Here is a 22771-nt window from a genome sequence, read left to right as displayed (position 1 = left end):
TTTTGTGAGGGAGTGAATGGTCTGAGCCCCTTGCCGCCAAGCAGCTCTTTACTGATGAACATTAAATCCTTAGAAACCTGCGAGTAAGCGATATCTAGGGGGTATGCAGAAGAACCCCCTGCAAGGATTGTCATCCATAAGACTTCGAAGTTTAGAGATACTGAGATTAAAGGATTTAATCGTGTACTTGAGGAAAAGAGCATCAGTGCAAAGGACTTTGTTTCGATAACAAACACTGACATGCGTTTGTTCAGCGATTCAAACTATCCACCGGTAAGAGGTACTTTACTTTCAATCAATGAAAATGAAGGTATTCTGCACACACGAGGAACCATAGATTTTTATCAAGGAAGTAGTCAATATTCTGCAAAACGATGATATTAGAAAATACAAATACAATTCTAGTGATATCTCGATTGTTCGAATAGAGGAATCATTTAAATGAGTAACAAAACGCGAGTAGATATGATCATCGAAACCTTGCGTGATCATAAGGGTGAAAAGCTGACCGCACGTGAGCTTGCCAAGCTTTTTCTCGAACGCTATCCAGCCGAAATGGCTGAGAAGATGAAGAATCCCAACTACGCCAATGACGAAGAGCTTATCGCACAACTGGCGGCAGAAGTTGGTGGTCAGAGAACACGTCGAGCCAAAGTGAAGTGCATCAATATTAAAACTCGCGAAAAACCAAGGCCACGTTTGTATTACTGGGAAGATAATCCGCAGGAAGAAGACTTAAGCGCAGTGGATGATGAACTGCACGAAGCGGAAGATCTTAAATTAAAAGAGCACGACCTATATCCCATACTTATCGAGTTTTTAAATAAGGATATGGGTCTGTACTGTCATCGTATTGATGAAAAAACGTCGAAGAATAGCCAAGGCGCAGGCGGTAATCATTGGCTACATCCTGACATTGTAGCCATGGAGCCATTGGATAAAAGTTGGTCTCAGGTTGTAAAAACATGCGTGAGATTCGGTAACGACAAATCAGTAAGGCTCTGGTCCTTTGAAGTAAAAAAAGAACTTACCCGTGCAAATGTGAGGAAGTGCTTTTTCCAAGCAGTCTCTAACTCAAGTTGGGCTAACTTCGGATACTTAGTTTCAACAGGTATCTCAGATGGTGTGGAGCCTGAACTCCAAATGCTTTGCTCATTGCACGGAATAGGGGTGTTGTTACTTGATGTTGGAGATTTATATAACAGCCAAATTCTTATACCAGCAAAGGAAAAATCTGATATCGACTGGGTATCGGCAAATCGTATCGTAGAGGAAAACCCAGATTTCATGAATTATATTAAGCAAGTTGGTATATATCACCAAACAGGAGAACTGATACCAAGTGTATGGAATAAATAGCGAATGACACGGACGAGATAAAACGATCGCTATGTCTAATACTGTTTAGTATTAGACATTGCTTTTATGTGACCGGTCGCGAAGCGACAGAACACCACGGGTTTACCCGAGGATGAATGAGTCCGAGGCCTGTATGCTACGAAGATGGAAGTTCGAGTCTCAGCACATGGTCTATATAGACTTCAATATCACGTAGTCTGGGTAACTAAATACAGGCGTCGGATACTGAAGCCTTTCGTCGTGGAGTATTTGCGCAAAGTGTTGCCGAAGCTGCTTCGAGGTATGCCCGGCGTAACGATAGAGCGAATGGGCTTTGATAATGACCATATGCACATGCTGATGGTCATCCCTCCGAAATACTCGATAGCAGAAGTGATGGGCAAACTCAAAGCCCAGTCAGCGTCAAACATGAGAAAGACATTCAAATGGCTGGGAAAGGTCTATTGGAATGAAAATATTGTTTGGTCGCCGGGTTACTTCGTAAGCAGCGTAGACTTAGACGAGCACACAATACGGAACTACGTTGAGCATCAAGGTCGGAAGGATTCAGATCAGCTCCGAATGGAGCTGTAACCGTAAGAACCCCGGGCATGCCCGGGGGAATCTATTAAATTCTTCCCGTGAGGTGTGTATGCTGCCACAACACTATAGATTACAAAACAATCAAGATGGTCATTCATTCCCGCAATGTTTCTCGATCGGGATGATATTTTTTTCGCAACGCTCATCGCGTTTACAGTATAATTGCTAGTTAAGCTCTATAAGTCGGAGGTCACTTATGTGCAAAGCTCTGCAGCATTTAGAAATGGTTAACGTTTCTAAGAAGTCTGCCACAGGTTTTGCGCGCAATTTACTCCACGCTTACCTCACCGTGTAATAGCGTTGCGCAGGTTTTATGCAGTTAAAATTGGGCGGTCAGGCCGAAGTAAAAGCTGCGACCCGGGGCGGGCTCGAAATAACCCCGACTGCTTACTTCCCGGTCGGCATTGGCGTTTACTCTGACATTCGAAAAATACATCTTATCGAACAGATTACGCACACCGGCCTGAATTCGCAAAGTAGAAGTAACATCATAGCCAACCCGGCCGTTCACCAGCCAATACTGTGCTATTTTCGTTGTATTGCTGTTTTCTGCATAGTAGTTACCGCTGAATGTACCTTCCAATTCCACTCGCCATGCATTTTGTTGCCAGTTGAGCTGATTAACCCATTGAATTTGGGGTAAGCCCGGCATCCGGTTGCCATTCAGGTTGTCGCCGCTGAGTGCGGCAAAGTCACCAAACTCATAGCGGGCCAGTGTCAGCGCGCTACGCCATTGCCAGTGTTGGTTAAGTTGCCACTGAAGGGCCGTTTCAAGGCCATGGCGATTGGTCTTGCCGGCATTTTCATAAAATGCCCGACCGTCAATCTCGTAGGCAATGAGTTCGTCGGTAACGCGGATTGAAAACAGCGCTACATCATAACTTAAATCGTTGTACTGGCCGCGCCAACCGAGCTCAAGACTCACGGTATCCTGGGGTTTTAAGATGGGATTGAAGCCGCTGCCCTGCGGGTTGGCAAACTCGGTAAAGGTAGGTGACTCGTAGGCTGAAGCGACATTGGCGTACCATTGGTGTTGCGTGCCTGGCCGATAGCTTATACCAATGTTGCCATTCCATTGGTGATAGTGGCGCTCGCCTGAGCCTACCGCACTAAGGCCGAGCCGGTCGTTTATCGACATTGCAAGATCATCATAACGCACGCCGGTGGTCAGGGTGAGGGTGTCAAAGAGCAACCAGTCGACAATGGCAAATACGCCAACTGAAGTGGCTTGCTGCAATTCATCTGCGGTTTGCTGCGTGACAACTTTATCCGGAGTGACTCTAAATCGGGTGCGGTCGTCTTCCTGACGGCGGATTTCTGCGCCTGCGGTATACCTTACTGGCCAGCCAGCGTTCTGCCAGTCCTGAGAAAGCTCAATACTGCCGCCATAAAACCAACGGTCGTACCTAATCAGACTGCTGCCAGGAAAGGGTAGCTGCTGGGTAAAGTTGCGGTGAGTAGCAAAGGTATTGGCAGACCAACTGCCATATAAGATGTCCTCATCGTGGTAAACCAGTCCGATGGTTTGCTGTGCCACTTGCTGCCCGCTGTTTAGCCTGCTGGCCATAAAGGTAGCCTGGCGTCGATCTGAAGCCACTTGCGCGACAGTAAGGCCTCCCGGATCCTGTGCTTCAGGCATATCCATCAGCGAGGTGATTATCGTAAAGCTTTTAGTGTCACTGAGGTCCCAGCGCAGTTTACCGCGCAGGGTACTTTTCTTTACCTGACTTTGCTCCCGGTAGCCGGCAAAGTTAAGGTGGCTTATGCTGATAACCGCGTCGATGTCGTTCTCGCGGGTACCAGCCTGCAGGTTTACTTTATAAAAATCATGGCTGCCGACATTCAGACTGGCATTAACTCCTTGCAGGCTATCGCCGGTCACAGTGGTGATATCAATTGCGCCGCCAGCACCATTACCGTACTGCACTGCTGCTGCGCCCCGGATAACCTGTAATTGTTCAACGCTGTTTAAATCAATATCATCCACCTGGGTTTGGCCGTCAGGCAATGTGTAAGGGATGTCATCAACCTGCAATTGCAGGCCGCGCACACCAAACGGAGCGCGCGAACCGAAACCGCGGATGGATATCCGCAGGTTCTGAGCAAAGTTGTAGCGATTCTGAAAATATACGCCAGGCACAAACTTAAGCGCTTCGTTTAATTGCAGTGCTTCCTGCAGTTGCAGTTCCTGCCGGGCATCGAGTAGCGAAACTGCCGCCGGGGTAGCAAAGAGATCCCGTGATAATCTCGTTGAAGTCACCTTTACTACTTCAATATCTTCAGCTGCTGGTGGTCCCGCTGATGGTGTTACTGCTGCAGCAAGCAGAGGCGGGCTCATGAGAAGTATGGTTAATGTTAGTGAGGTCATTAGGTGATGCTGAGTCATATTGGCCTTGCTGATTCAGTCGTTAGTTGTCGATGTGTCGCGAACAGGTGAGTTCATGAAGTCATCGCTTTATAGGGGTTATTTCCGTTTTGCGGGCAGGGGATCAGGGACGAAAGCGAACATGTTCCCGTTGCAGGTCCTTTATGCTGCTGCAGCCCATGAGTCGCATGTCGCGTTCAATTTCAGCCTGCATGAGCTTAAGGACCCGCTCCACACCTGGTTGTCCGGCCGCCGCCAGTGCATACAGGTACATCCGCCCAATTCCCACCGCTTTTGCGCCCAGCGCCAGTGCTTTGAGTACATGTGAGCCACGCTGCACGCCGCTGTCAAAAAGAACGTCGATATCATTGCCTACTGCGTCGACAATTTCGGCCAGTTGATCAAAAGAGCTGCGTGAGCCGTCAAGTTGGCGCCCGCCGTGATTAGAAATCACGATACCGGTGCAGCCAATGTCTACTGCACGCCTGGCATCTTCAACGCTCATAATGCCTTTTAAACAGAACTGACCATCCCAAAAATCAACCATGTCGGCCACATCCTGCCAGTTCATTGCCGGATCCAGCATATTGGTAAAATAATCACCGATAGAGCTGCTGCCGCCGTCCATGTCAATATGGGCCTGCAGTTGTGGTAGGGAGAATTTTTCGTGGAGCAGATAGTTGATGCCCCAGGCGGGTTTACTGGCAAATTCAACCATGCCGCCCAGGGTCAGACGAAAGGGTATCGAAAAGCCGGTACGTAAATCCCGCTCCCGATTGCCACCGGTGATTGAGTCTACCGTCAGCATCATAACTTGTATGCCACTGGCTTTCGCCCGTTCCATCATGGCCCGGTTAAGCTCGCGGTCTTTGTGAAAATAAAACTGATACACCTGGGGAATATCAAAATCCTGTGCAATTTTCTCCATCGACACGGTGCCCAGCGACGACACGCCGAACATAGTGCCAAACTTTTCGGCGGCGGCCGCAACTGCATATTCACCTCGGTGGTGATATAACCGTTGCAGGGCGGTAGGAGAGCAGTACATAGGTAATTCAAGTCGCTGACCCATCACCTCGATACTCAGATCAACATCTTTGACACCGCGAAGTACCCCGGGAATTAAATCACACTGATTAAAGGCTTCAGTGTTACGCCGCATGGTTACCTCGTCATCGGCACCACCGTCGATGTAATTGTAGATTGGGCCTGGCAGGCGTTTTCTCGCCAGGGTTCTGAAGTCCTGATAGTTATAGCATTGGTTTAAGCGCATAGCGTGTTACTGCCTCTGTTCGTTACTGCGATTGGGGTGGGGGCGAAGGTGAGCGTTGCTCAATAGTTCCCCGATCGGCCTGGATGTATAAAAACTGGTTAGCCGGAATATTGTGAAACGTACTGACACTTCCTGTTTTGTCTGGCCATTCAATAGTAATGGTGTCGGCCTGGCTGGCGTCACCCAAACCAAAGTGCAGGGTTGACGGCGCACCGCTTAAAAATCCGCCGCCTGCGCGTACTTCCTGCAACTGGGTAGTGTTGCCGGTAGTCACATGCACTTTAGCGCCCAGTGCCCGGGTGTTTTGCGTACTATCGCGCAGGGTGATGGATAAGTAGTTGTTGCTGGCGTCATCGTTGTGACGATTGGCATACAGTACCGGTCGCTGTTCGTGGTTACTGACCACAATATCCACATCACCATCCCGGTCGTAGTCCATGCAGACCACGCCGCGGCCAGAAAAGGTATCGGTGATCCCCCACTGACGACTGCGTTCTGTGAATGTACCGTCCTGATTAGAAATAAAAAGCCGACTCGGGGTGTTCTCAAACTCAGCCATGGCTTGCTTCAGGCGACGATACGCCAGCGGGTTACCAAGATGGCGGCTGAGTTGTGGCGGCAGATCAAAGCCGTTAACGTGAAATAAATCCAACCAGCCATCGTTATTAAAGTCGGCAAAGCATGCGCCCCAAGCCCATAGCCCTTCGGCCACACCAGCCTGTGTTGTTGCATCCTCCAGCCGACCCTGGTGATTGTGGTACAGGCGGTTACCACTGACCCCCCAGCTACCTTCCGGCTTGCCGTTCGGGTCCCAGATACTGCTAACAAACCAATCCAGGTAGCCATCGTTATCATAGTCTGCAACGGCTGCCCCCATGCCATTCTGATCTGAAATCTCATGAGCGTGGGTCTCTCTAGCAAAAGTACCGTCGCGGAGGTTTTTATACACCTGGCTGGTTTCAAAATCTGCTGCAAACAACAAATCCAGCCAGCCATCATTATTGATGTCGGTAAAGTTAGCGGTAAATGTAAAGTCTGCATTGCCTACCAAATCTGTAAGGCCTGCCTCGGTATCCAGACCTTCAAACCAGATCCCCTCCGAGCTGCTTATGTTGCTCCACAGGTGGGTTGGCTGTTCGCCGCCCAGTCCGGGGCCGCGCCAATGGTTGGTCAGCATGTCTACGGTGCCATCTTTATTTACATCGGCAAAAGCAAAAGACCAACTGGTAAGCTGTATTTGTAATCCGATGTCAGCGGCAACATGCAACTTTTGTTGCGCATCGTTGAGGTATAACGTGGGAAGCTGGGAGTCTGGCAACTGCATCTTTTGACCGGTGATGGATGGCAGTTCGGGCTGTAGCAGATTAGAGGTGAATAAATCTAGATCGCCGTCGCCGTCAATATCTACCATGGCTGCACCGTTAGACAGTTCAACGCTGGTTAATCCCCACACTTTACTGACATCGCTAAAGGTGCCGTTTCGTTCATTTTTATACAGTACGTCCGCTGCCGCGTCTCCGGTTGCAAAAAATAGATCCGGCCAGCAGTCACCATCAATATCGCCGGCCGCCAGTCCACCGCTAAAGATCAGGCGTTGTGCCGAAGACAGGGTATAGTTCTCCCAATTGATGTGATGTTTGTGAGCTAACCCGGCACTCACAGCCACTTCATCAAAGCGTTTGGCGCTTTGATGGGGGCTATGGTGCTTGGCAAGAGACTGATGCGTCGGTGCAGAGCGGGAACAGCCAAATGCGTCATCGCTAAGCAACGCAGCAGGGAGTGCTGGCCCCGGGGTCTGATGAGGCAGACTGGTGTGAGTTGCCTCCAGGTGTATGGCTACAGGTTGAGGAGGAGGCATATGACCGCGAAATTCTGCTACGAGGCGGTGCTCGTCAGGGGCTGGTGCATTGCTATCAGGTACCCATTTCGCCATACAGGCTCTATCGGTAATACAAGGATCGGTAAGGCTGGCTAGAAAGGCCTTTAAATCGTCTATCTGCGTTACTGTTAGGGTCAGGCCGTCAGGCAGCAGGCTGCTGCCTGCGGCTTGCTCTCGGTTAAGCTGAGCCAGTGCACCCTGGGTGTGTTGTTTACTGTCGCTAAGCAACCCGGCAACGTGCTTCAATTGCGGGTTGTTAGCAAAACTAAAGTCAAACTGACTAACCGACTCATCCGGTGCCAAATGATGCGCAATGATGGCATCAAGATCCGTGAAAGCGCCAGCGTGAGTGTAGGGGGCGGTTGCCGTCACGTTTAGTAGTGAGGGAGTACGAAATCCGTATCGGTCTTTGTCTTGTTGTGTTACGCCGCGGCGGCCAAAATCTTCCCCATTGGGTTGTTTACCACGTCCAATCTGCACCGCAGCAATATTATGAAATTTCTCATCTGTAAAAATTGGCGGCGTATGGCAGTTTATACAACCTGCACCGCCCTTATCCGGGCTGGTTAAAAATAGCTTTGCGCCGCGCTTCTGACTGGCCGTCAGTGCGTTGGTTTTACCGTTAACATAGTCAAACCAGGGGGCATCCAGCAAGATTTGAGTAGACTGATAATAGGAGATAGCAGTTTCGATATTGGCAAATGTAATCAGCGAATTCGAGCTGCCAGTGGGTGAGGCGAAGGCCTGCCGAAAGAGCTGCAGCCACTGCTGCACATTTTCGCTTTGTTTGAGCCGTTCGATCAGTGCGTGGCGTACCCCTTCGTTAGTACTGTCGGCAGCAAAGGTATGGCCACGCATTTCATCGGTGGATATCACCGGAAAGCGCACCTGAGTGGCGAGTAAATCGCGTCCTGCAGAGCTATCGCCCTGCCACAAATTACTATCCGGTGTCCGGTGGCGCTGATCTTCACCATGGGAGCGTAAGGTAGGATCAAGCACAAAAATGCGCCCGTCATAAAACATCGAGCGGCTGTATAATGACGCGTTAAACGTGGTTTGAGAGTGTCTGGCAACATTGGGTGTCCCGTCAGCTTTTGGATCGGCCGAACGCTGCCAGTCATGCCAGCGTCCGGGTCCTACCCAATTGTCATTATACGGTGACTCGCCAACCGGCAGGCTGAGACTATCGCCCCCGGCAAGATATGGGTGATGGCAACTGGCGCAAGCAACATCCTGATTACCACTGAGTGATTTACTAAAGAACAGCTCCATGCCTAACCGAAACATTGGTGTTTCGGTTGATGGCGACACAGTATCAACCGTAAATGCATAAGAATCACTTAAGCTGTCTAACAGTTTGCTCAGAGCCTGCTCTTCATTGGCTTCCAACCGCGCATTGCCACTGGCGCTGACCAGCGTCAGCAGTGTTACTATATATATCTTACCGCGACCAATGAGCCCCATTACCTTTTCCTTTCTTGCCTTACTTAATAGCGCTAACTGCGCTGCAACTACTGCCGCGCAAAAACTGGTTATTCACCAGGCGAATTTCCAGGCCATCAGCAGACGGGCGGATGCGGTTTATCTTTACATCGCCCTGATAGAGCGTGCGGGTTTCGCCTTGTTCGCGACCAATATCTTTGCAGTTAGGGCTGTAATAAGCGGCATACTCAGTTTTTTCTGCCTGCTTTTTCTCGAACACGGTAACCACTCCGGTGCCACATTCCGCCATTGCGTAGATATCATCATCCTGTGCGTATACCTGTACCGGCTTTGCTTCTTCGTCATTTATCCAGTGAATATGTTTATCTGGCGTGCGGACAAAAAAGCCGCCCTGGCAACTCACGCCTGTCATTGGCTTAGCTGCGCTGATTGCCTGGCTGCAAAACAACGTCATTAGCAGACCAGTGGTAACAGGAAGCATTAATTTATGTTTGTTGTTCATGGGGGTTCTCCGTTATCTGGGGGGCTTACCAAAGCCAATCCAACTATTAAAATTGCCTGCTACCACTATTTCGTCATTCTCAACTTTGAGCGGTAATGCGGGCAGGTTTCGTGGTGCCGGGCCGGCCATCACAACTCCGCTGTCTTTGGGGTTAAACACAGACTGGTGGCACGGACACATGTAGTTTTCCTCGTCTGTCATCCAGCCGGTGACCGGGCAGCCAGCATGGGTACAGATGGCTGAATAAGCCACCACGCCACTGGCCGATAGTGCCTTGGTGTCATTGGAAAGCTTGCTCTCGGGGAGCTTTTGCAGCAGCACCTGGTTGTAGCGTGAGCCGTCGCGGACAATGTTATTCTGCACGTCGTAGGGCAAAATGAGCTGTTGTTTGTCGAGTTCGGCCAAATCGGATAGTTTTATAATCTGGCCGCGTTTGCTTTTACTGAAATACGTCAGTCGGTCGCCGGGTTGTGGTGGCAGTCGCTCAGGTCGGTTCTGAGCAGCTGACAGCTTGCCGCTGACAGAGAGGTTGGCAATAGGAATGGCAAAGGCCAAGTACTTCAGCATGTCCCGACGAAAGCCATTATCTGGTCCATCATAATCCGCCTGGCAGCACCGGGATTGTCTGACATTGTCAGATGTACGATTTTTCATAGGATACCTTCTTACTACTTTATTGAATCTGTTTATGTACAACGAACCTGGAAGCCGGCGCCAATGCGCCGACTTTCGTCACCCCAAAGAGACTTAATCCGGCAGTGCAAAGACCCAGATTACCCCGCCCTCAGGGACATCTGCGATCCATTCACCAGATTCATCTTTGTCGGCCAGAACACTGTTGGTCCAGTGTGCGTCTACGCCATAGCCAGCGGTAATAGCGATATACTGCTTACCGTCAACTTCGTAGCTCACAGGGGGCGCAATGGCCGTTGAGTTAAGCGGGAATTCCCACAATACTTCGCCGCTTTCGGCGTCAAAGGCGCGTAGTATCCGGTCGTTAGTACCAGCACCAAACACAATGCCGCCTGCTGTCGATAGCACAGGGCCCCAGTTCATGGTTTTGCCAAAGTCGTGTTGCCAGACTTTTTCGCGGGAATTGATATTCCAGGCCTGAAGTTGACCTACACCCTTGTTAGGGTCATCAAGGTAAACATCGAGGTCGGGAATATCGATGCCAGCCCAGAATTGCCCGGATGCAGGTTCAACATCATCCTGAAATTTGCCGAGGAATGAGTTACATACGTTGTCATTGGCCGGCACATAAACCATGCCGGTTTGCGGATTATAAGACTCGTAAGGCCAGTTTTTACCGCCCCACAGACTAGGGCAGTAATCCACCCGTTTACCCGTGACCGGAACATGATCATAGTCATAGGTAGGGCGACCGGTTTTTTTATTAAGCGACTTAAAGGCGTTATTTTTAACAAAGGGTTTGCCTTCAACATAACCTATTTCACCGTCGTCACTGCGCTCCAGCCAATACATGTAGCCATTACGCTGAGGTGAGACCAGGCCCTTAACCGTTTTGCCATTTTGTTTAAAATTAACCAGCATTGGTGCATTCATGGCGGCCCAGTCCCATGAATCATTGTAATGGTACTGGAAATGGCCTTTGATCTTGCCGTTGTCCGGGTCCATGGCAATCGATGAAGCCACATAAAGGTTATCCCCGGGGCGCTGATCACCGAGCCATGGTGAGCCGTTACCCACTCCCCAGTAAAGTATGTCGGCCTCTGGATCGTAGTTACCCGGCATCCACATGCTTCCGCCACCATATTTCCATGCGTCGGGGCGTTTTCCTTGCTTTTTCCAGGTTTCATGACCTGGCTCACCCGGACCTGGTACGCTGTATGTGCGCCATGCCTGTTCACAGGTTTCGGCGTCCATCGCTTCTAAAAAGCCCCGCACGCCATACTCGCCGCCAGACGGGCCGACCAGTATCTTACCTTTCACCGGAGTGGGCGCCGAGGTGATATAAGCACCGATACTCCAGTCACCAATCTGCGCCTGACAAATGCGTTCCCCGGTTTTGGCATCCAGCGCATTCAAAGTGCCATCAAGTCCGGCGACATAGACTTTGTCGTCCCATAAGGCAATGCCGCGGCTGGTGTTATGCATCACCGACAGATCATAAGGATTGTCATGCTTATAGCGCCAGTAAACCTGCCCGGTTTTGGCATTCAATGCGATCACGTGATTGTAGGGTGTTGATACAAACATGACGCCATTATTGATCTGGGCGGGAGCCTCATGGCCGGAGTCCAGGTTGGTGGAGTAGGTCCAGACAGGTGTGAGCTTTTTAACATTCTTTTTATTAATTTGCTGAAGTTCACTGAACATCCAGCCTTCGTAATTCCCTTTGGGTAGCAACCAATCTTTGGGGTTTGCTTCGTTTAACCGCTTTTGCGTGACAGGTTTGTAGTCTTCAATTTCTTTTGTTAGCTTGGTCAGACCGGCGGCTGATGCATAAGAGCTAACCATGATACCTGCTAACCCCAGACAGCAACTCAGGTAGCTCAGGTGTGGAGCACTAGTTTTTTTCATTTTTTACCTCTGAAAGTCGTTTTGTTCGAGCAGAATGCCTAAATCAATTAACATGCCAATAACATTTCCCGATGGTTATATTCTTAATTTGTTGATTTTTAAAAGGTTTATTGGGACGTGCTGTTTCGTTGAAAAAATTAAGTACAGAAAGTCGTTTGAGTGAAGAAACACCTGTCGCAGCGTTAATGCAACAATGAGACACTTTTCGGTTGCGGTTGGCAGAATCGCACTTACCAATATTTGCCGAGCCGTTTTGCCGTATTTTCCCTGCAGGGCTTTTAGCTACTAAGTAATAACAACTAAAAAATAATAAGTGATTGTATTTGTTTTATTTTTCTCTTTATTTGATGGTGGGGCGGCAAACGGATCCACATCAATGTGGCGGTAAATACAAGAAAAAATGCATATTTGAAAAAAATGTTACAAAAATTGCATCATTACGTTAATTTGATAAGGTGTTGAATAGTTGACCAGGGGAATTGCCTGATGCTGCTAGTACATTGCCTGCAATAAACTAAGAACGGAGTACGACGGTAATGATGAAACAAACTTCGCAATCTATGGACGTTAGTGGTGCTGAAACATTTATGTCGGCCGAATTTCAGCTTCGAAATATTCAGCCGACAGAACCGATTTCCCGCTCTTGGCAACGTAGCTTGCTAAAGCACGGCCTTGATCCGCATGCGACCAACGAGGTTGAAGTTTTATCGTCCTCAGAGATGCGATTGCAATTGCAGCAACAGGAAGACTACTTAAATATTGCCCGGCAGGGGCTAACTGGTTTATCGAAGCGAATTGCTGATGCAGGCTACTCGGTTGTGCTAACCGATGCTTCAGGGTTAACCCTGGCGACCAATCTACCTACTCGGGAAAAAGTCCGCAGCAAAGAGTCAGGATTACTTATCGGGGCACGATGGGCGGAGGATCAGGTAGGTACCAATGGTATTGGTACCTGTCTGGTTGAAAAAGAGTCGATTATTATTCACCGGGATGAGCACTTTTATCCCAGTCACAGAGACTTAAGTTGTTCCGTTACCCCTATATTTGATCCCATGGGGGAATTACGTGGCTGCCTGAACGCGTCATGTCTTGGCGCTGACAAAAACAGAAGCAGCCAGTTTATGACGCTGCAAATGGTCATGATGTACGGGCGAATGATTGAAAACAGTTATTTTCGCAAGACCTATCGGAATCAGATGACGTTGAATATTCGTCCGGCGGAAAGCTTTTTCGATTTGGCGCAGGAGCAGCTATTAGCGGTTAACGAAAGAGGCGTTATCACCGGGGCAAATCGTTCGTCATTTTTTGAATACTCGTCACTGCTGCCAACTGATCAACTGCTCCCAGGGAGCCGGTTACAAGATATCATTGGTATTTCTATCGATGAGTTACTCACCAAAACAAACGGTGGTAGCAATGTTATAAAGGTTTATTCGCCACTATTACTGGAAGAGATTGAACTGGCATTGCGGGTGCCTGGTTCCCGGTCGGTGGCGTCTGGATCGGTTCGGACTGCTGCTAAAGCAGCCTCTCCCTTAACTTCAGGAAAGCATCCTTCACTGAACGAATTAAGTGGTGAAGATCCACGGATGCAAAGAATCGCGCGACAAGTTCTGCAAGTTATTGATAAAGACATTCCAATATTAATTACCGGCGAGACCGGCACGGGTAAGGAAGCCTTTGCCAGGGCAATCCATGATGCCAGTTCGCGGGCCGGCCATGCCTTTATCGCATTAAATTGTGCTGCCATCCCTGAAACGTTGATAGAAAGTGAGCTATTTGGATATCGCAGTGGCAGTTTCACTGGCGCCAACAAAAATGGCATGAAGGGCAAGCTGGAACTGGCCAATGGAGGAACCCTGTTCTTAGATGAAATTGGCGATATGCCTGTGCAATTGCAAACACGCTTGCTACGTGTACTGGCAGAGCGAGAAACAATGCCATTAGGTGCCACCGAACCGACTGCGTTGGACTTGCAGGTTATTTCTGCCACCCACCAGGATCTGCGAGCGCGAATAGACCAAAAGGAGTTTCGGGAAGACTTTTACTACCGCCTCAATGGCATGGCGCTGAAACTGCCACCGCTAAGGGAGCGTACCGATAAATCAGCTATTATTGCCAATGTAGTAAGACGAGAGCTACAGCACCTGGGTGACTATCAAATAGATGAAAAGGCTCGCCAGGCGCTGGAAATGTATCACTGGCCTGGCAACATACGCCAGTTAATGAGCGTGTTGAAATATGCCGCTGCGGTGAGCGAAAACAATTTGATAACGCTTGATAGTTTGCCAGATGAGATTCTCGATCATCATTCGCTGGATGCGTTAGATACGGAGCAAGAGACTGGTGTTGTCAAAGAAAAGGCTTTGTCTAAGTATGCAGGCAGTCACGAAGGTCAGTTATTATTAGACACGTTAAAAAAACACCGGTGGAATATTACAACGGTGTCAGAAGAGCTCAATATTTGCCGTTCAACGGTCTACCGAAAAATGAAAAAATACAATATTGTTCAGCCCAACGATATTTACTAATAATCTGAGTTTTATTATTTGAACCGTTAATTGTCGAAAGGTAATTAACGGTTTTTTATTTCCGTAATTAATTGTTGCATTATGCTGCAAATGGCGTGCGACACTAGTTTAATTTTTAAGAAAAATGATTTTTCTATAAAGTCCGTATCAATTTAAATTTCCTTTTAAATTAATGGTTAAACTTAATTTTTACAATTTAATTACAATGGCATGTTCTTTGCCATCCCTTATTTGCGAATGAAAGTTTAAATTCCAAACAGGGGACACAATGAAATGCAGTTTAATAAAATAGTACTAGCCACTTCTGCCTTAGCACTGACTTATTTTAGTCCGGCTTCATTTGCGCAGGAAAAAAGCCGGATTCAGTTGTCTGGTGCGGTGATGCAAAGTTGGCAGGCGGGGATGGAAGTCGACGGCGCAGCTGCGGACCCGGGCAATGCTAACACTGACTCTGGTTTTCATCGTTTGCGCTTTGCGTTAAATATTAATGCGCAGTTGACAGACAAGCTATCTGTTTTTGCCGAACTCGCCGAGGAGCCCAACGACTGGAATAACGGCAGCGCTGCTATCAGCCAGGATTTAGCGTGGATACAGTATCAGATTAATCAGGAAGTGGGTGTCAGGCTGGGAAATATGATCGCCACCACGCAGAACTTCCTGCGCTATTCTGATGGTGCGGCAGTGCAAAGTAACCCATTTGTTGGCAATAGTCTGGTAGACATGATCACAGCAGAAGAAGGTTTGTGGTTGTATGGGGTACATAAACTGGCAGGCGGCAGCAGTATTACCTGGGATGGTACGTTGTCGACACCGGACTTTTTCGCGGACTTTTCCGACGGACGAGGGTACAACTACGGCTTACGCGGAACCTATAATTTAAGCAATGGTTTATCGTTTGCAGCAGGTGTTTTTTCCACCAATCATGAGATGAGTGCTGTAGAAGGGAAGACCGCTGGCTCGTTGATTGCTGTGGGAGACGGCGATAACTATCAGTTTGCCAGTTCGGCACCGAATGCCAGAGTAACCCACCCGTTGATTGTGCCGGGCGTTGACGCCTTTATCTGGCAGGCTGATGTCCAGTACATGACCGATACAGTTATGTTCCATGCTTTGTACGGGAGTGCAAAAGACGATTATAGCTGGGAAAATGGCCAGGGGGCGTTTCAAACCAGTTATGTAGAGCAGGAATCTGAAATGAAGTTTTGGTCTGTAGAAGGGCGCTATATGATTAATTCAGAGTTTTATGTTGCAGCCCGTTACGCCGAATCAGATAACGAAAGCGTTGGTATTACCGGCAATAACACCGCAAGCCGTTTGCAGTTGGGCGGCGGCTGGTGGATGAATGATTTCACGTTATTCAAAGCTGAATATGTTAAGCAAGAGGAAGAACAGTATTCCGGAGGCGGTACTGCAGCATTCGGTGCTGCTGGTGGAGCAGAGTGGGACGGTATTATCGTTGAGGTCTCAGTGACGTTTTAATCTGTTCATTGCTTTGTGAGTATATAAAAAGCCGCAGCATCAACCTGCGGTTTTTTTAATTTTAAATTTAATTGTTTATAAATATAACGTGATTATTTCTGGCGTTTTTAACTGATAATCTAATACTATTTTGAGGGGGGGGAGCCTGAGTCTTCTGAAAAAAATAATCAGCTTCTTCTACTGATGAGTAAATATCTATTGAATTGATTATTAAAAAGGCGTTTCCGTCAAATAATTTATGAGGTTTTTGCTCAGTAAAAAAAGTTATTGAATCTTCGATGGCTAATTTACATAACACTAGCTCAGCTTTTTTTATTTCAAAATTAGCTGGAATTTTTGTGCTGAATACTTCAATTGTCTGCTGGTTAACTGAATTGGTATATGGGCAGTTTATTTCAAAAGTAGGTATGTGAATTCGGTTTAGTTTCTTTTTTAATCTTGTCATGATTAACTTTCACGTAAAATAGGCTATGGGTACCGCTGAAAACTTTTTATAAATGCTGAGGCTAACGCTGTTTGTAACAGTAAACTATAATATGAACTATGCGTTGTTAGTTTTCATTTTCCTTTTAGCTTCGTGATACAGAGGGCTGCAGCCCTAACAAAACTGCTAGTAATTGCCGTTTCGGCAAAAAGCGCACTGTATACCGCCACAATGCGCTTTGTTTATAGATTAATTAGACTTAGTTTTGCACATAGGCGACGTGGGTGCGGGTATATTCATAGAGCCCGTGTTTGCCGTCGGCACCGCCAATCCCGGACTTACGGGTACCGGCATGAAACCCTTGCATGGCTTCAAAGTTTTCACGATTAATGTAGGTTTCGCCATAGTCCAGTAAGTCAATTGCACGCATGGCCTGCCTGAGATCTCGGGTGTAAACCGAGGATGTCAGGCCGTATTCAGAGGCGTTGGCTAATTCAACGGCTTCCTCCAGGCTGGCTACTACTTGCACGGGCAATACCGGTCCAAAAATCTCTTTTTGCATGATCTCCATGTCTGAGTGGCACCCTGCAAGAACAGTAGGTTCGTAATGAAATCCCGGGCCGATATCTGCAACTTTACCGCCGGTGATGACTTGTGCACCCTCGCTTTTCGCCTTACTCACCATGGAGATGACTTTATCCAGACTGGCTTGGTTAATGAGAGGTCCCATTTCCAGATCGGACTGTTTCATTGGGTCACCATAGCGCGTCGCTGCCATCGCACTACTCAACTTTTCTATAAATTTATCGGCTACCGCAGTGTGCACATAAATTCGTTCTGCGCAGTTACACACCTGGCCTGTATTGATAACCCGGGATGCCTTAATTGCATTGACTGCCAGATCGAGGTCGGCATCTTCAAGCACTATTGCCGGCGCCTTTCCTCCAAGTTCAAGGTTGAGCTTGGTAACATTTGGCGCGGCGGCTGCCATAATCGCTGAGCCAGTAGCTACGCTGCCGGTAAAGCTGATCATATCGATTTGGCTGTTTGACGTTAGTGCTTGGCCTACTCCATATCCAGTGCCACAAACCACGTTAAAAACACCCGCGGGTAAATCAACTTCGTCGAGCAGTCGGGTAAATTCAAAGCAATTGTTTGGCGTTTCTTCACTAGGCTTTATGACGATGGTGTTGCCGGTGATCAGTGCTGGCGCCATTTTTCGTGCAATCAGAAAAAACGGAAAGTTCCAGGGCAGGATCCCGGCGACTACACCCAATGGTTTTCTGAACATAAAAATGTTTTCACCGGGCCTGTCGCTGGTGATGATTTCACCCTCAATTCGACGTGCCCAGCCAGCCATATAATCTAAGTAATCGGCGGTGAAATTTACTTCAACGGTTGCCAGACTGAGGACCTTACCTTGTTCTTTGGTAATTACTGCTGCCAGGTGTTCCGCGTTTTGTCGCAACTTATCGGCGATTTTGTGCAGATATTGTGCTCGTTCAATCGCGGGTTTCGCTGCCCAGGCTTTTTGTGCTTTCTTCGCTGCTGTTATGGCCGCTTCTACCTCCGACGTATCCGCATTGGGTACCCGGGAGAGTAGCTCACCGTTCGCGGGATTAGTGACCTCGATATAAGATGCTGAATGAGGTTGAAACTCACCATTAATATAATTTTGATATACAGGTATCTCAGACATACGCGATTCTCTTAATTTAATCATGAAAATATCGTGTGACACGCACTGCGGATCAAACTGCGCAGTGGTGTCGCTTCATGGTTACCTGAGCAATCGGCGCACCATTTTTTAGAGATATCGCTGATTGTCTTTATGTGTTTGAATAAATGTATTTTTTTCATATTTTCTGAATGTGGAGCATATTCAGGGCGCAGCGAAATCGAGCTGATTTGCATCAGCTGTAGCATCGCAATTGTCGCATTTCTTTTACAAATGAAGTCGCCTTACGCCAATGTGGCCTGCCGTTAAGCGTGCATAGGCTGCTATATATTTGTCTTTAATATTATGATTTTTATTAAATTATCAGTGTCGTTGGCGGTGTGCTCGGGCTGCTAATAACTGTAACGTCAGACTGGTATGTGAATTGCTGATTATTGTTACTTTAATGTGAATTGAGAAGGCTAAACATGATAAATACAAAATCAATCCGTTGGATCATGGTCGTTGTAGTGATGTTCTCATCAATTGCAGCGAGTGCTGAGGAACGCATTGTCTGGCAGCAGGGGGTAGATTACATAGCAGTCAAAGAACTACCAGGGGCAAGGAGTGACAAGCTATCGCCGACCATTCCTGAAGTAACCGTTAAACAGATGTTGGCAGGGTTGAAATATGAGGAAGAGGCGAACGTACCCGACTTACTTGGCTATGATCATGAGTCCGCCAGTGTATTTTCTGCCTCACTGGCCGAGCGTTTAGGACAAAAAGTGTATGCTCAATTGGTTCAGTTGTCAGCAGGCGAAGTCGTGACGTTTTCGGTCAGCGAAATCGCCCCCCAAATATTAGGACTGGGAGGTAAACCCGTGACGACTTCTGGAACGCTGTTTTATGCCAATGGCGCGTTGCAGCTAATTGTTGGCGAATTGCGGGTTAACTTCAAGAAGCGTTATATTCGGGCGGGTTATCCAATTCAAAATGGACGTTACCCAACACATGCTGAAATGGCGACCTTTCGTTTGGAAACGGGAAATCTTAACGAAATGTCAGGCGCAAAATGGAAATTGTTGCCGGGGGGCAAAGTCCAGCAACAGGTGCGACCTGATTGGATTAGTGTTGTTGTCACTGCAAGGTCGACAAATGATTCGACGGTATCCGGCGTGTTCGGAGTATGAGAATTATTAACGCTATAGACTAGACATAGTGATAGATGCATTCAAGTCTGGCGTCACGTTTACACAGTAGGTATTTTGAAGAAAACATGAAATGAATTGTCGTTAAGATAAGTAAGTGAACTCGTCTTTGGTACTGAAGTTTGGTACGAGGTATGTGGAAAGCCTTGCGATATATCGACACAAGTGCACTAACTTATCTGTTTGATGAGTGACGGCGAAAACGACAGAATGCAAACTAAAGCCGTCTATTTGTGCTAAATGTCTATTGTTACCTTTGTCTTGTTCGGGCAAGGCTTGCAAGGAAATACTGTTTTACCTGCGTTTTTGCCTTACGCGATCCGGTAGCTGACCGATGCTGCTCGAAGTTGCAGTAAGCTGTCCGTTTCCACTAAAAAACCACGTTCAGTGTTTTCATAGGAAAGAATATGTAATCTCCGATCCGCTTACAAAACAGTCATCTAGAACGATATACTAGTATGACCGCTTTTGATCAAACTGAGACTATCAGTACTTTTCTAAGATATGCTATTTCCAAGTTCATAATAATGTATTTTGGTGCTCAGAGCTTACGTTGTGAACCTTTGCGTATTCTGTCTCTGTGTGCCGGGGCTACATAAATTTCAACTGTCGTTTTTACACTGGCATGGCCAAGTTCTTCGGCTAACATAGTTTCATTCAATTCATCTAATGCTTGAGTAGCGCCGGTATGCCTCAACCAATGTGATGATGCACCGGCAATATCAAGCGCCTGTTGTTTCTTTCCACTCTTCATAAGAGTAGAAATAACCAAATCAAACGCTTCTTCAACAATATTATTGACACTGTCTTGCTTAAGCGGTTTACCAGTTTTCATTGATGGGAGGATTGGAGTGTCCTCATCAATTCTAGGAAGGGGGGCTAAGTCCATCGATTCACGGTATCTACCCAGTACATTTTCGATATATGAATCAGGCACCGTTACTACACGTTCTTTTTTTCCCTTGCCTACAACATGCAACACCCAGCCTTCATTACTAGGATCCGGTCGAAAATGATTGAACAAAGGGGTGTAATAGTCACGAGAAGATAATTCCGAAATTCTTAAGAACAATACTTTTAGGGATAACACTACAAACCTGTGAATTTCAAACTTCGGGTTTTCGTCAGCTGCAACCGTAAGGCATTGGATAAATGTTTCCCAGACTTCATCATCAAACGTATGTGGTGGCTGATATATTTTAACTTTGATCAGATATTTGCAGTTTTTCTTGGCGTCCGCCAAATAGTTACGCATAACCAGCTCAGCATCGATTAACCATTTAAAAAAAACATTTAATGATGCATATGAATTGCGAAGTGACGTTTGGCTGATTTTATAGGCATGTTTAGTACTGGAAGCCTTTCCAGGTGCTATCAACGATTCGATTTTCCGATTTGCCTTAGGCGTGCGATGCACGAAAGGGCGCCATTCTGGATTGACAACACGAATATCTGAATTAGGTCTGTATTTAAAGCGGCTCGATATTGTTGTATCAGCAATGAGTGTTTTGGGTGGTGACCAGATCCAATCGATATACAACTTTATATCTTCAAGTTTAGTATCTAGAACAGATTTTTCGCGTTCGCGCCAGCAAAACAAGGTAAATCTCTCAGCCTCATTTCTGAACCTTGATTGAGTGCCTTTTGCATTGCTTAAGCCTGTCACCAAAAAATTAAGCAATTGCTTCAAATCGTTTTTTGCAGGAATGCCTTGTTGCTCAAATGAATCAAGATACTCAGACAAAGTAGGGTACACCGATTTAAATTCATGAGTGTCAAGAATATCTCGCTGTGACGCTTGAAGGTCGATGGTGTCAGTAATGGGATGATATTTCATTTGAGCAGCATAACACTATATCCTGACAATTCAAAATCGTAATAACAGTTATTATTACGATTTCATTGAATGGCAACTTGAGATGTCATTTCATGGTTTTCCAGGTTTATAAGAAACGCTTTCTATCTTTGATATAAAACTTAATTGCCAGAATCCAGCAGGTAATCAGAGCGCCGAGAGCTAATTTATCATACCGTCTAAGAAATTTATCTCTGACAACATCTTCAATTCCTTTAAAAACTCCTTGTAGTTGAAAATTTTCCAAAGCATGGTGACCATAAGCGCTTATCAAGAAGAACAGGATAATCCCTAACAAGAACGCAAAAACACATCGCTTAGACATTAGAACAACATACAAAAATTCCACCATCCAATTTGGCATTTAACACAATCCTATAAGCAAATATTGCTTCTTACTTCTGGTAATTCACATTAAACGTCGCGTTGCGAATGTTCAAATAAAATTGTTTACGTTGAAACCTTTTTTGGTTATTTAGGGTGACGAATGTCATTTTGTAGATGATTAAATCAATATTTTACAAAGACTTGTGCAACTTTGACTAGATATAGCCCCCAAGAACGTCAACTTGCCTTAAAAGCAAACTTGTCAAATTTGTCGGTTCTTCCACAGGACCCCATCCTAGGACAATTCAAACAACTCCAGGGTTCGCTATGAAAAAGGCTGTCACAGCATTGAATATTCGGTAATGTTCCAAAGATGACCAAGTTTTAAGGGCAAATGCCGGGTTAGCGGCTATCTGACGGAAACCTACGGTTTCGAGGGTGCCACAGGATTCAAAACCGTAGGTTTTCGTTCAAATGCCCCCGCTGGTCCAACTAGATATACAACAATATCATCTGGGTTACTGCTCACCTTTTTTATATATTTGAGTATCAGTGGAGTGAGTAGCGAATTTTTTAAATGGCTTAATATTTCTGGAATTGCGATGACTTCAATTATGCTGATATCAGGAGTTATCAATTTGAAGTCTTATGAATGAAAGTGTTGAGGATTTTTTTAGTAATTATCTAGGAAATTTGTTAGGCACCTTGAAACGCATTCTATTACGAAAGTGATTGCTCAAGAAAGCATTGCAGAGCCGTTAAAGTTTGTTGTCGTAGCAATAAACTCAAATACTCAAATGGCGTATGCGAAGCGTCATGGCCGAATAGATGAATTAATAACGTGGCGATTAGATAATCTTGCTAAGATCTTAAAAAAACACGGTGTGGACTCTTTTGAGACACAATACCAAAAAATAGGCATTAATAAATGAAAGATATTGATAAAAAATTTGAGGTCTCGTTTGAGAGTGAGGCGCAAAAGAAGCAAGATGATTTAACAGTAGTCGAGGAGTTTGGAGTTCGATTAGTTTGCGAAAACGAAGAGCACAGCCCGGTACGCTTAGAAGCAGGAAAGCGCTATAAAATAACAATCGAAGAACTATAGGAGATAACCCACAATGTGGTTTATTATAAACAAAGATAACCCTCCTAAGTTTTATACTGAAACTGGCTCACTGATTGAAGTACAGGGAATTGAGTGGACAAATGTGATCGTAACTACCGAGCGAACCTTTTCTTCATCACAATTTTTCGTTAAAGACAGCGACCAAGCGCTGTCCGTTTTACAAAACAGTCATGCGCAATGTTTCCAGTTGAAGAAAGATGCAAAAAAACTCGCTACC

17 protein-coding genes are annotated in these 22771 nt (G+C 46.6%); 7 read left to right on the top strand and 10 right to left on the bottom strand.

Features of this window, described 5'->3' with window-relative positions; genetic code table 11:
• On the bottom strand, positions 1 to 242 hold a 242-nt coding region (locus MHN02_RS19975; protein WP_239247811.1), incomplete at its 3' end, for a hypothetical protein.
• Positions 243 to 441: 199 nt separating this feature from the next.
• Here MHN02_RS19975 and MHN02_RS19970 point away from each other — a divergent pair.
• Both MHN02_RS19970 and tnpA read left to right on the top strand, forming a co-directional pair.
• Positions 442 to 1359 (top strand): HrgA protein, encoded by a 918-nt coding sequence (locus MHN02_RS19970; protein ID WP_069945404.1) that lies wholly within the window; start codon positions 442 to 444, stop codon positions 1357 to 1359.
• A 144-nt stretch (positions 1360 to 1503) separates the two neighbouring features.
• Positions 1504 to 1932 carry an IS200/IS605 family transposase gene (tnpA, locus tag MHN02_RS19965; protein WP_239247809.1) on the top strand — a complete coding sequence of 143 codons (429 nt, stop codon included), beginning with the start codon at positions 1504 to 1506 and terminating at the stop codon, positions 1930 to 1932.
• 328 nt (positions 1933 to 2260) lie between these two features.
• Here the strand turns inward: tnpA and MHN02_RS19960 are convergent, their stop codons facing one another.
• The 6 genes from MHN02_RS19960 to MHN02_RS19935 all read right to left on the bottom strand — a co-directional run bounded on the left by MHN02_RS19960 (position 2261) and on the right by MHN02_RS19935 (position 11947).
• The gene (locus tag MHN02_RS19960; protein ID WP_158297413.1) at positions 2261 to 4309 is read right to left on the bottom strand and encodes a TonB-dependent receptor; all 2049 of its coding nucleotides are present in this window, start codon (positions 4307 to 4309) and stop codon (positions 2261 to 2263) included.
• Between the two features lie 121 nt (positions 4310 to 4430).
• A complete protein-coding gene (locus MHN02_RS19955; RefSeq protein WP_101566840.1) occupies positions 4431 to 5579 on the bottom strand; it encodes an alpha-hydroxy acid oxidase in 1149 nt (382 codons plus the stop codon).
• A 22-nt stretch (positions 5580 to 5601) separates the two neighbouring features.
• Positions 5602 to 8922, bottom strand: coding sequence for an FG-GAP-like repeat-containing protein (locus tag MHN02_RS19950; protein WP_101566838.1), 3321 nt, complete (start codon positions 8920 to 8922; stop codon positions 5602 to 5604).
• Between the two features lie 19 nt (positions 8923 to 8941).
• Positions 8942 to 9403 carry a hypothetical protein gene (locus MHN02_RS19945; protein WP_069945400.1) on the bottom strand — a complete coding sequence of 154 codons (462 nt, stop codon included), beginning with the start codon at positions 9401 to 9403 and terminating at the stop codon, positions 8942 to 8944.
• Positions 9404 to 9415: 12 nt separating this feature from the next.
• Positions 9416 to 10057: a Rieske 2Fe-2S domain-containing protein gene (locus tag MHN02_RS19940; protein ID WP_101566836.1), complete on the bottom strand. Its 642-nt coding sequence runs from the start codon at positions 10055 to 10057 to the stop codon at positions 9416 to 9418.
• A gap of 93 nt (positions 10058 to 10150) precedes the next feature.
• A complete protein-coding gene (locus tag MHN02_RS19935; RefSeq protein WP_231513035.1) occupies positions 10151 to 11947 on the bottom strand; it encodes a PQQ-dependent dehydrogenase, methanol/ethanol family in 1797 nt (598 codons plus the stop codon).
• 536 nt (positions 11948 to 12483) lie between these two features.
• On the opposite strand from MHN02_RS19935, the gene MHN02_RS19930 reads away from it, so the two are divergent.
• Both MHN02_RS19930 and MHN02_RS19925 read left to right on the top strand, forming a co-directional pair.
• Positions 12484 to 14478 carry a sigma-54-dependent Fis family transcriptional regulator gene (locus tag MHN02_RS19930; RefSeq protein WP_231513036.1) on the top strand — a complete coding sequence of 665 codons (1995 nt, stop codon included), beginning with the start codon at positions 12484 to 12486 and terminating at the stop codon, positions 14476 to 14478.
• Positions 14479 to 14859: 381 nt separating this feature from the next.
• Positions 14860 to 15957, top strand: a complete 1098-nt coding sequence (locus tag MHN02_RS19925; protein WP_239247807.1) for a hypothetical protein — start codon at positions 14860 to 14862, stop codon at positions 15955 to 15957.
• 67 nt (positions 15958 to 16024) lie between these two features.
• Here MHN02_RS19925 and MHN02_RS19920 read toward each other — a convergent pair whose 3' ends face one another.
• Positions 16025 to 16402 carry a hypothetical protein gene (locus MHN02_RS19920; RefSeq protein WP_101566832.1) on the bottom strand — a complete coding sequence of 126 codons (378 nt, stop codon included), beginning with the start codon at positions 16400 to 16402 and terminating at the stop codon, positions 16025 to 16027.
• 238 nt (positions 16403 to 16640) lie between these two features.
• Positions 16641 to 18080: an aldehyde dehydrogenase gene (gene aldA / locus MHN02_RS19915; RefSeq protein ID WP_101566830.1), complete on the bottom strand. Its 1440-nt coding sequence runs from the start codon at positions 18078 to 18080 to the stop codon at positions 16641 to 16643.
• Positions 18081 to 18526: 446 nt separating this feature from the next.
• Between aldA and MHN02_RS19910 the strand changes: the two genes are divergently transcribed.
• On the top strand, positions 18527 to 19228 hold the full coding sequence (locus tag MHN02_RS19910) for a hypothetical protein (RefSeq protein WP_101566828.1): 702 nt from the start codon (positions 18527 to 18529) through the stop codon (positions 19226 to 19228).
• Positions 19229 to 19787: 559 nt separating this feature from the next.
• On the opposite strand, the gene MHN02_RS19905 is transcribed toward MHN02_RS19910, so the two are convergent.
• The gene (locus MHN02_RS19905) at positions 19788 to 21083 is read right to left on the bottom strand and encodes a site-specific integrase (protein WP_239220270.1); all 1296 of its coding nucleotides are present in this window, start codon (positions 21081 to 21083) and stop codon (positions 19788 to 19790) included.
• A 1273-nt stretch (positions 21084 to 22356) separates the two neighbouring features.
• Here MHN02_RS19905 and MHN02_RS19900 point away from each other — a divergent pair.
• Both MHN02_RS19900 and MHN02_RS19895 read left to right on the top strand, forming a co-directional pair.
• Positions 22357 to 22533: a hypothetical protein gene (locus MHN02_RS19900; RefSeq protein ID WP_156087398.1), complete on the top strand. Its 177-nt coding sequence runs from the start codon at positions 22357 to 22359 to the stop codon at positions 22531 to 22533.
• Positions 22534 to 22546: 13 nt separating this feature from the next.
• Positions 22547 to 22771 (top strand): hypothetical protein (locus tag MHN02_RS19895; protein ID WP_239247805.1); only part of this gene is annotated, 225 nt, incomplete at its 3' end.

Source organism: Alteromonas sp. CNT1-28, assembly GCF_022348345.1.
GTDB classification, from domain to species: domain Bacteria; phylum Pseudomonadota; class Gammaproteobacteria; order Enterobacterales; family Alteromonadaceae; genus Alteromonas; species Alteromonas macleodii.
The sequence above is the reverse complement of the archived record's forward strand: the minus strand, read 5'-3'. Positions and strand labels throughout refer to the sequence as shown.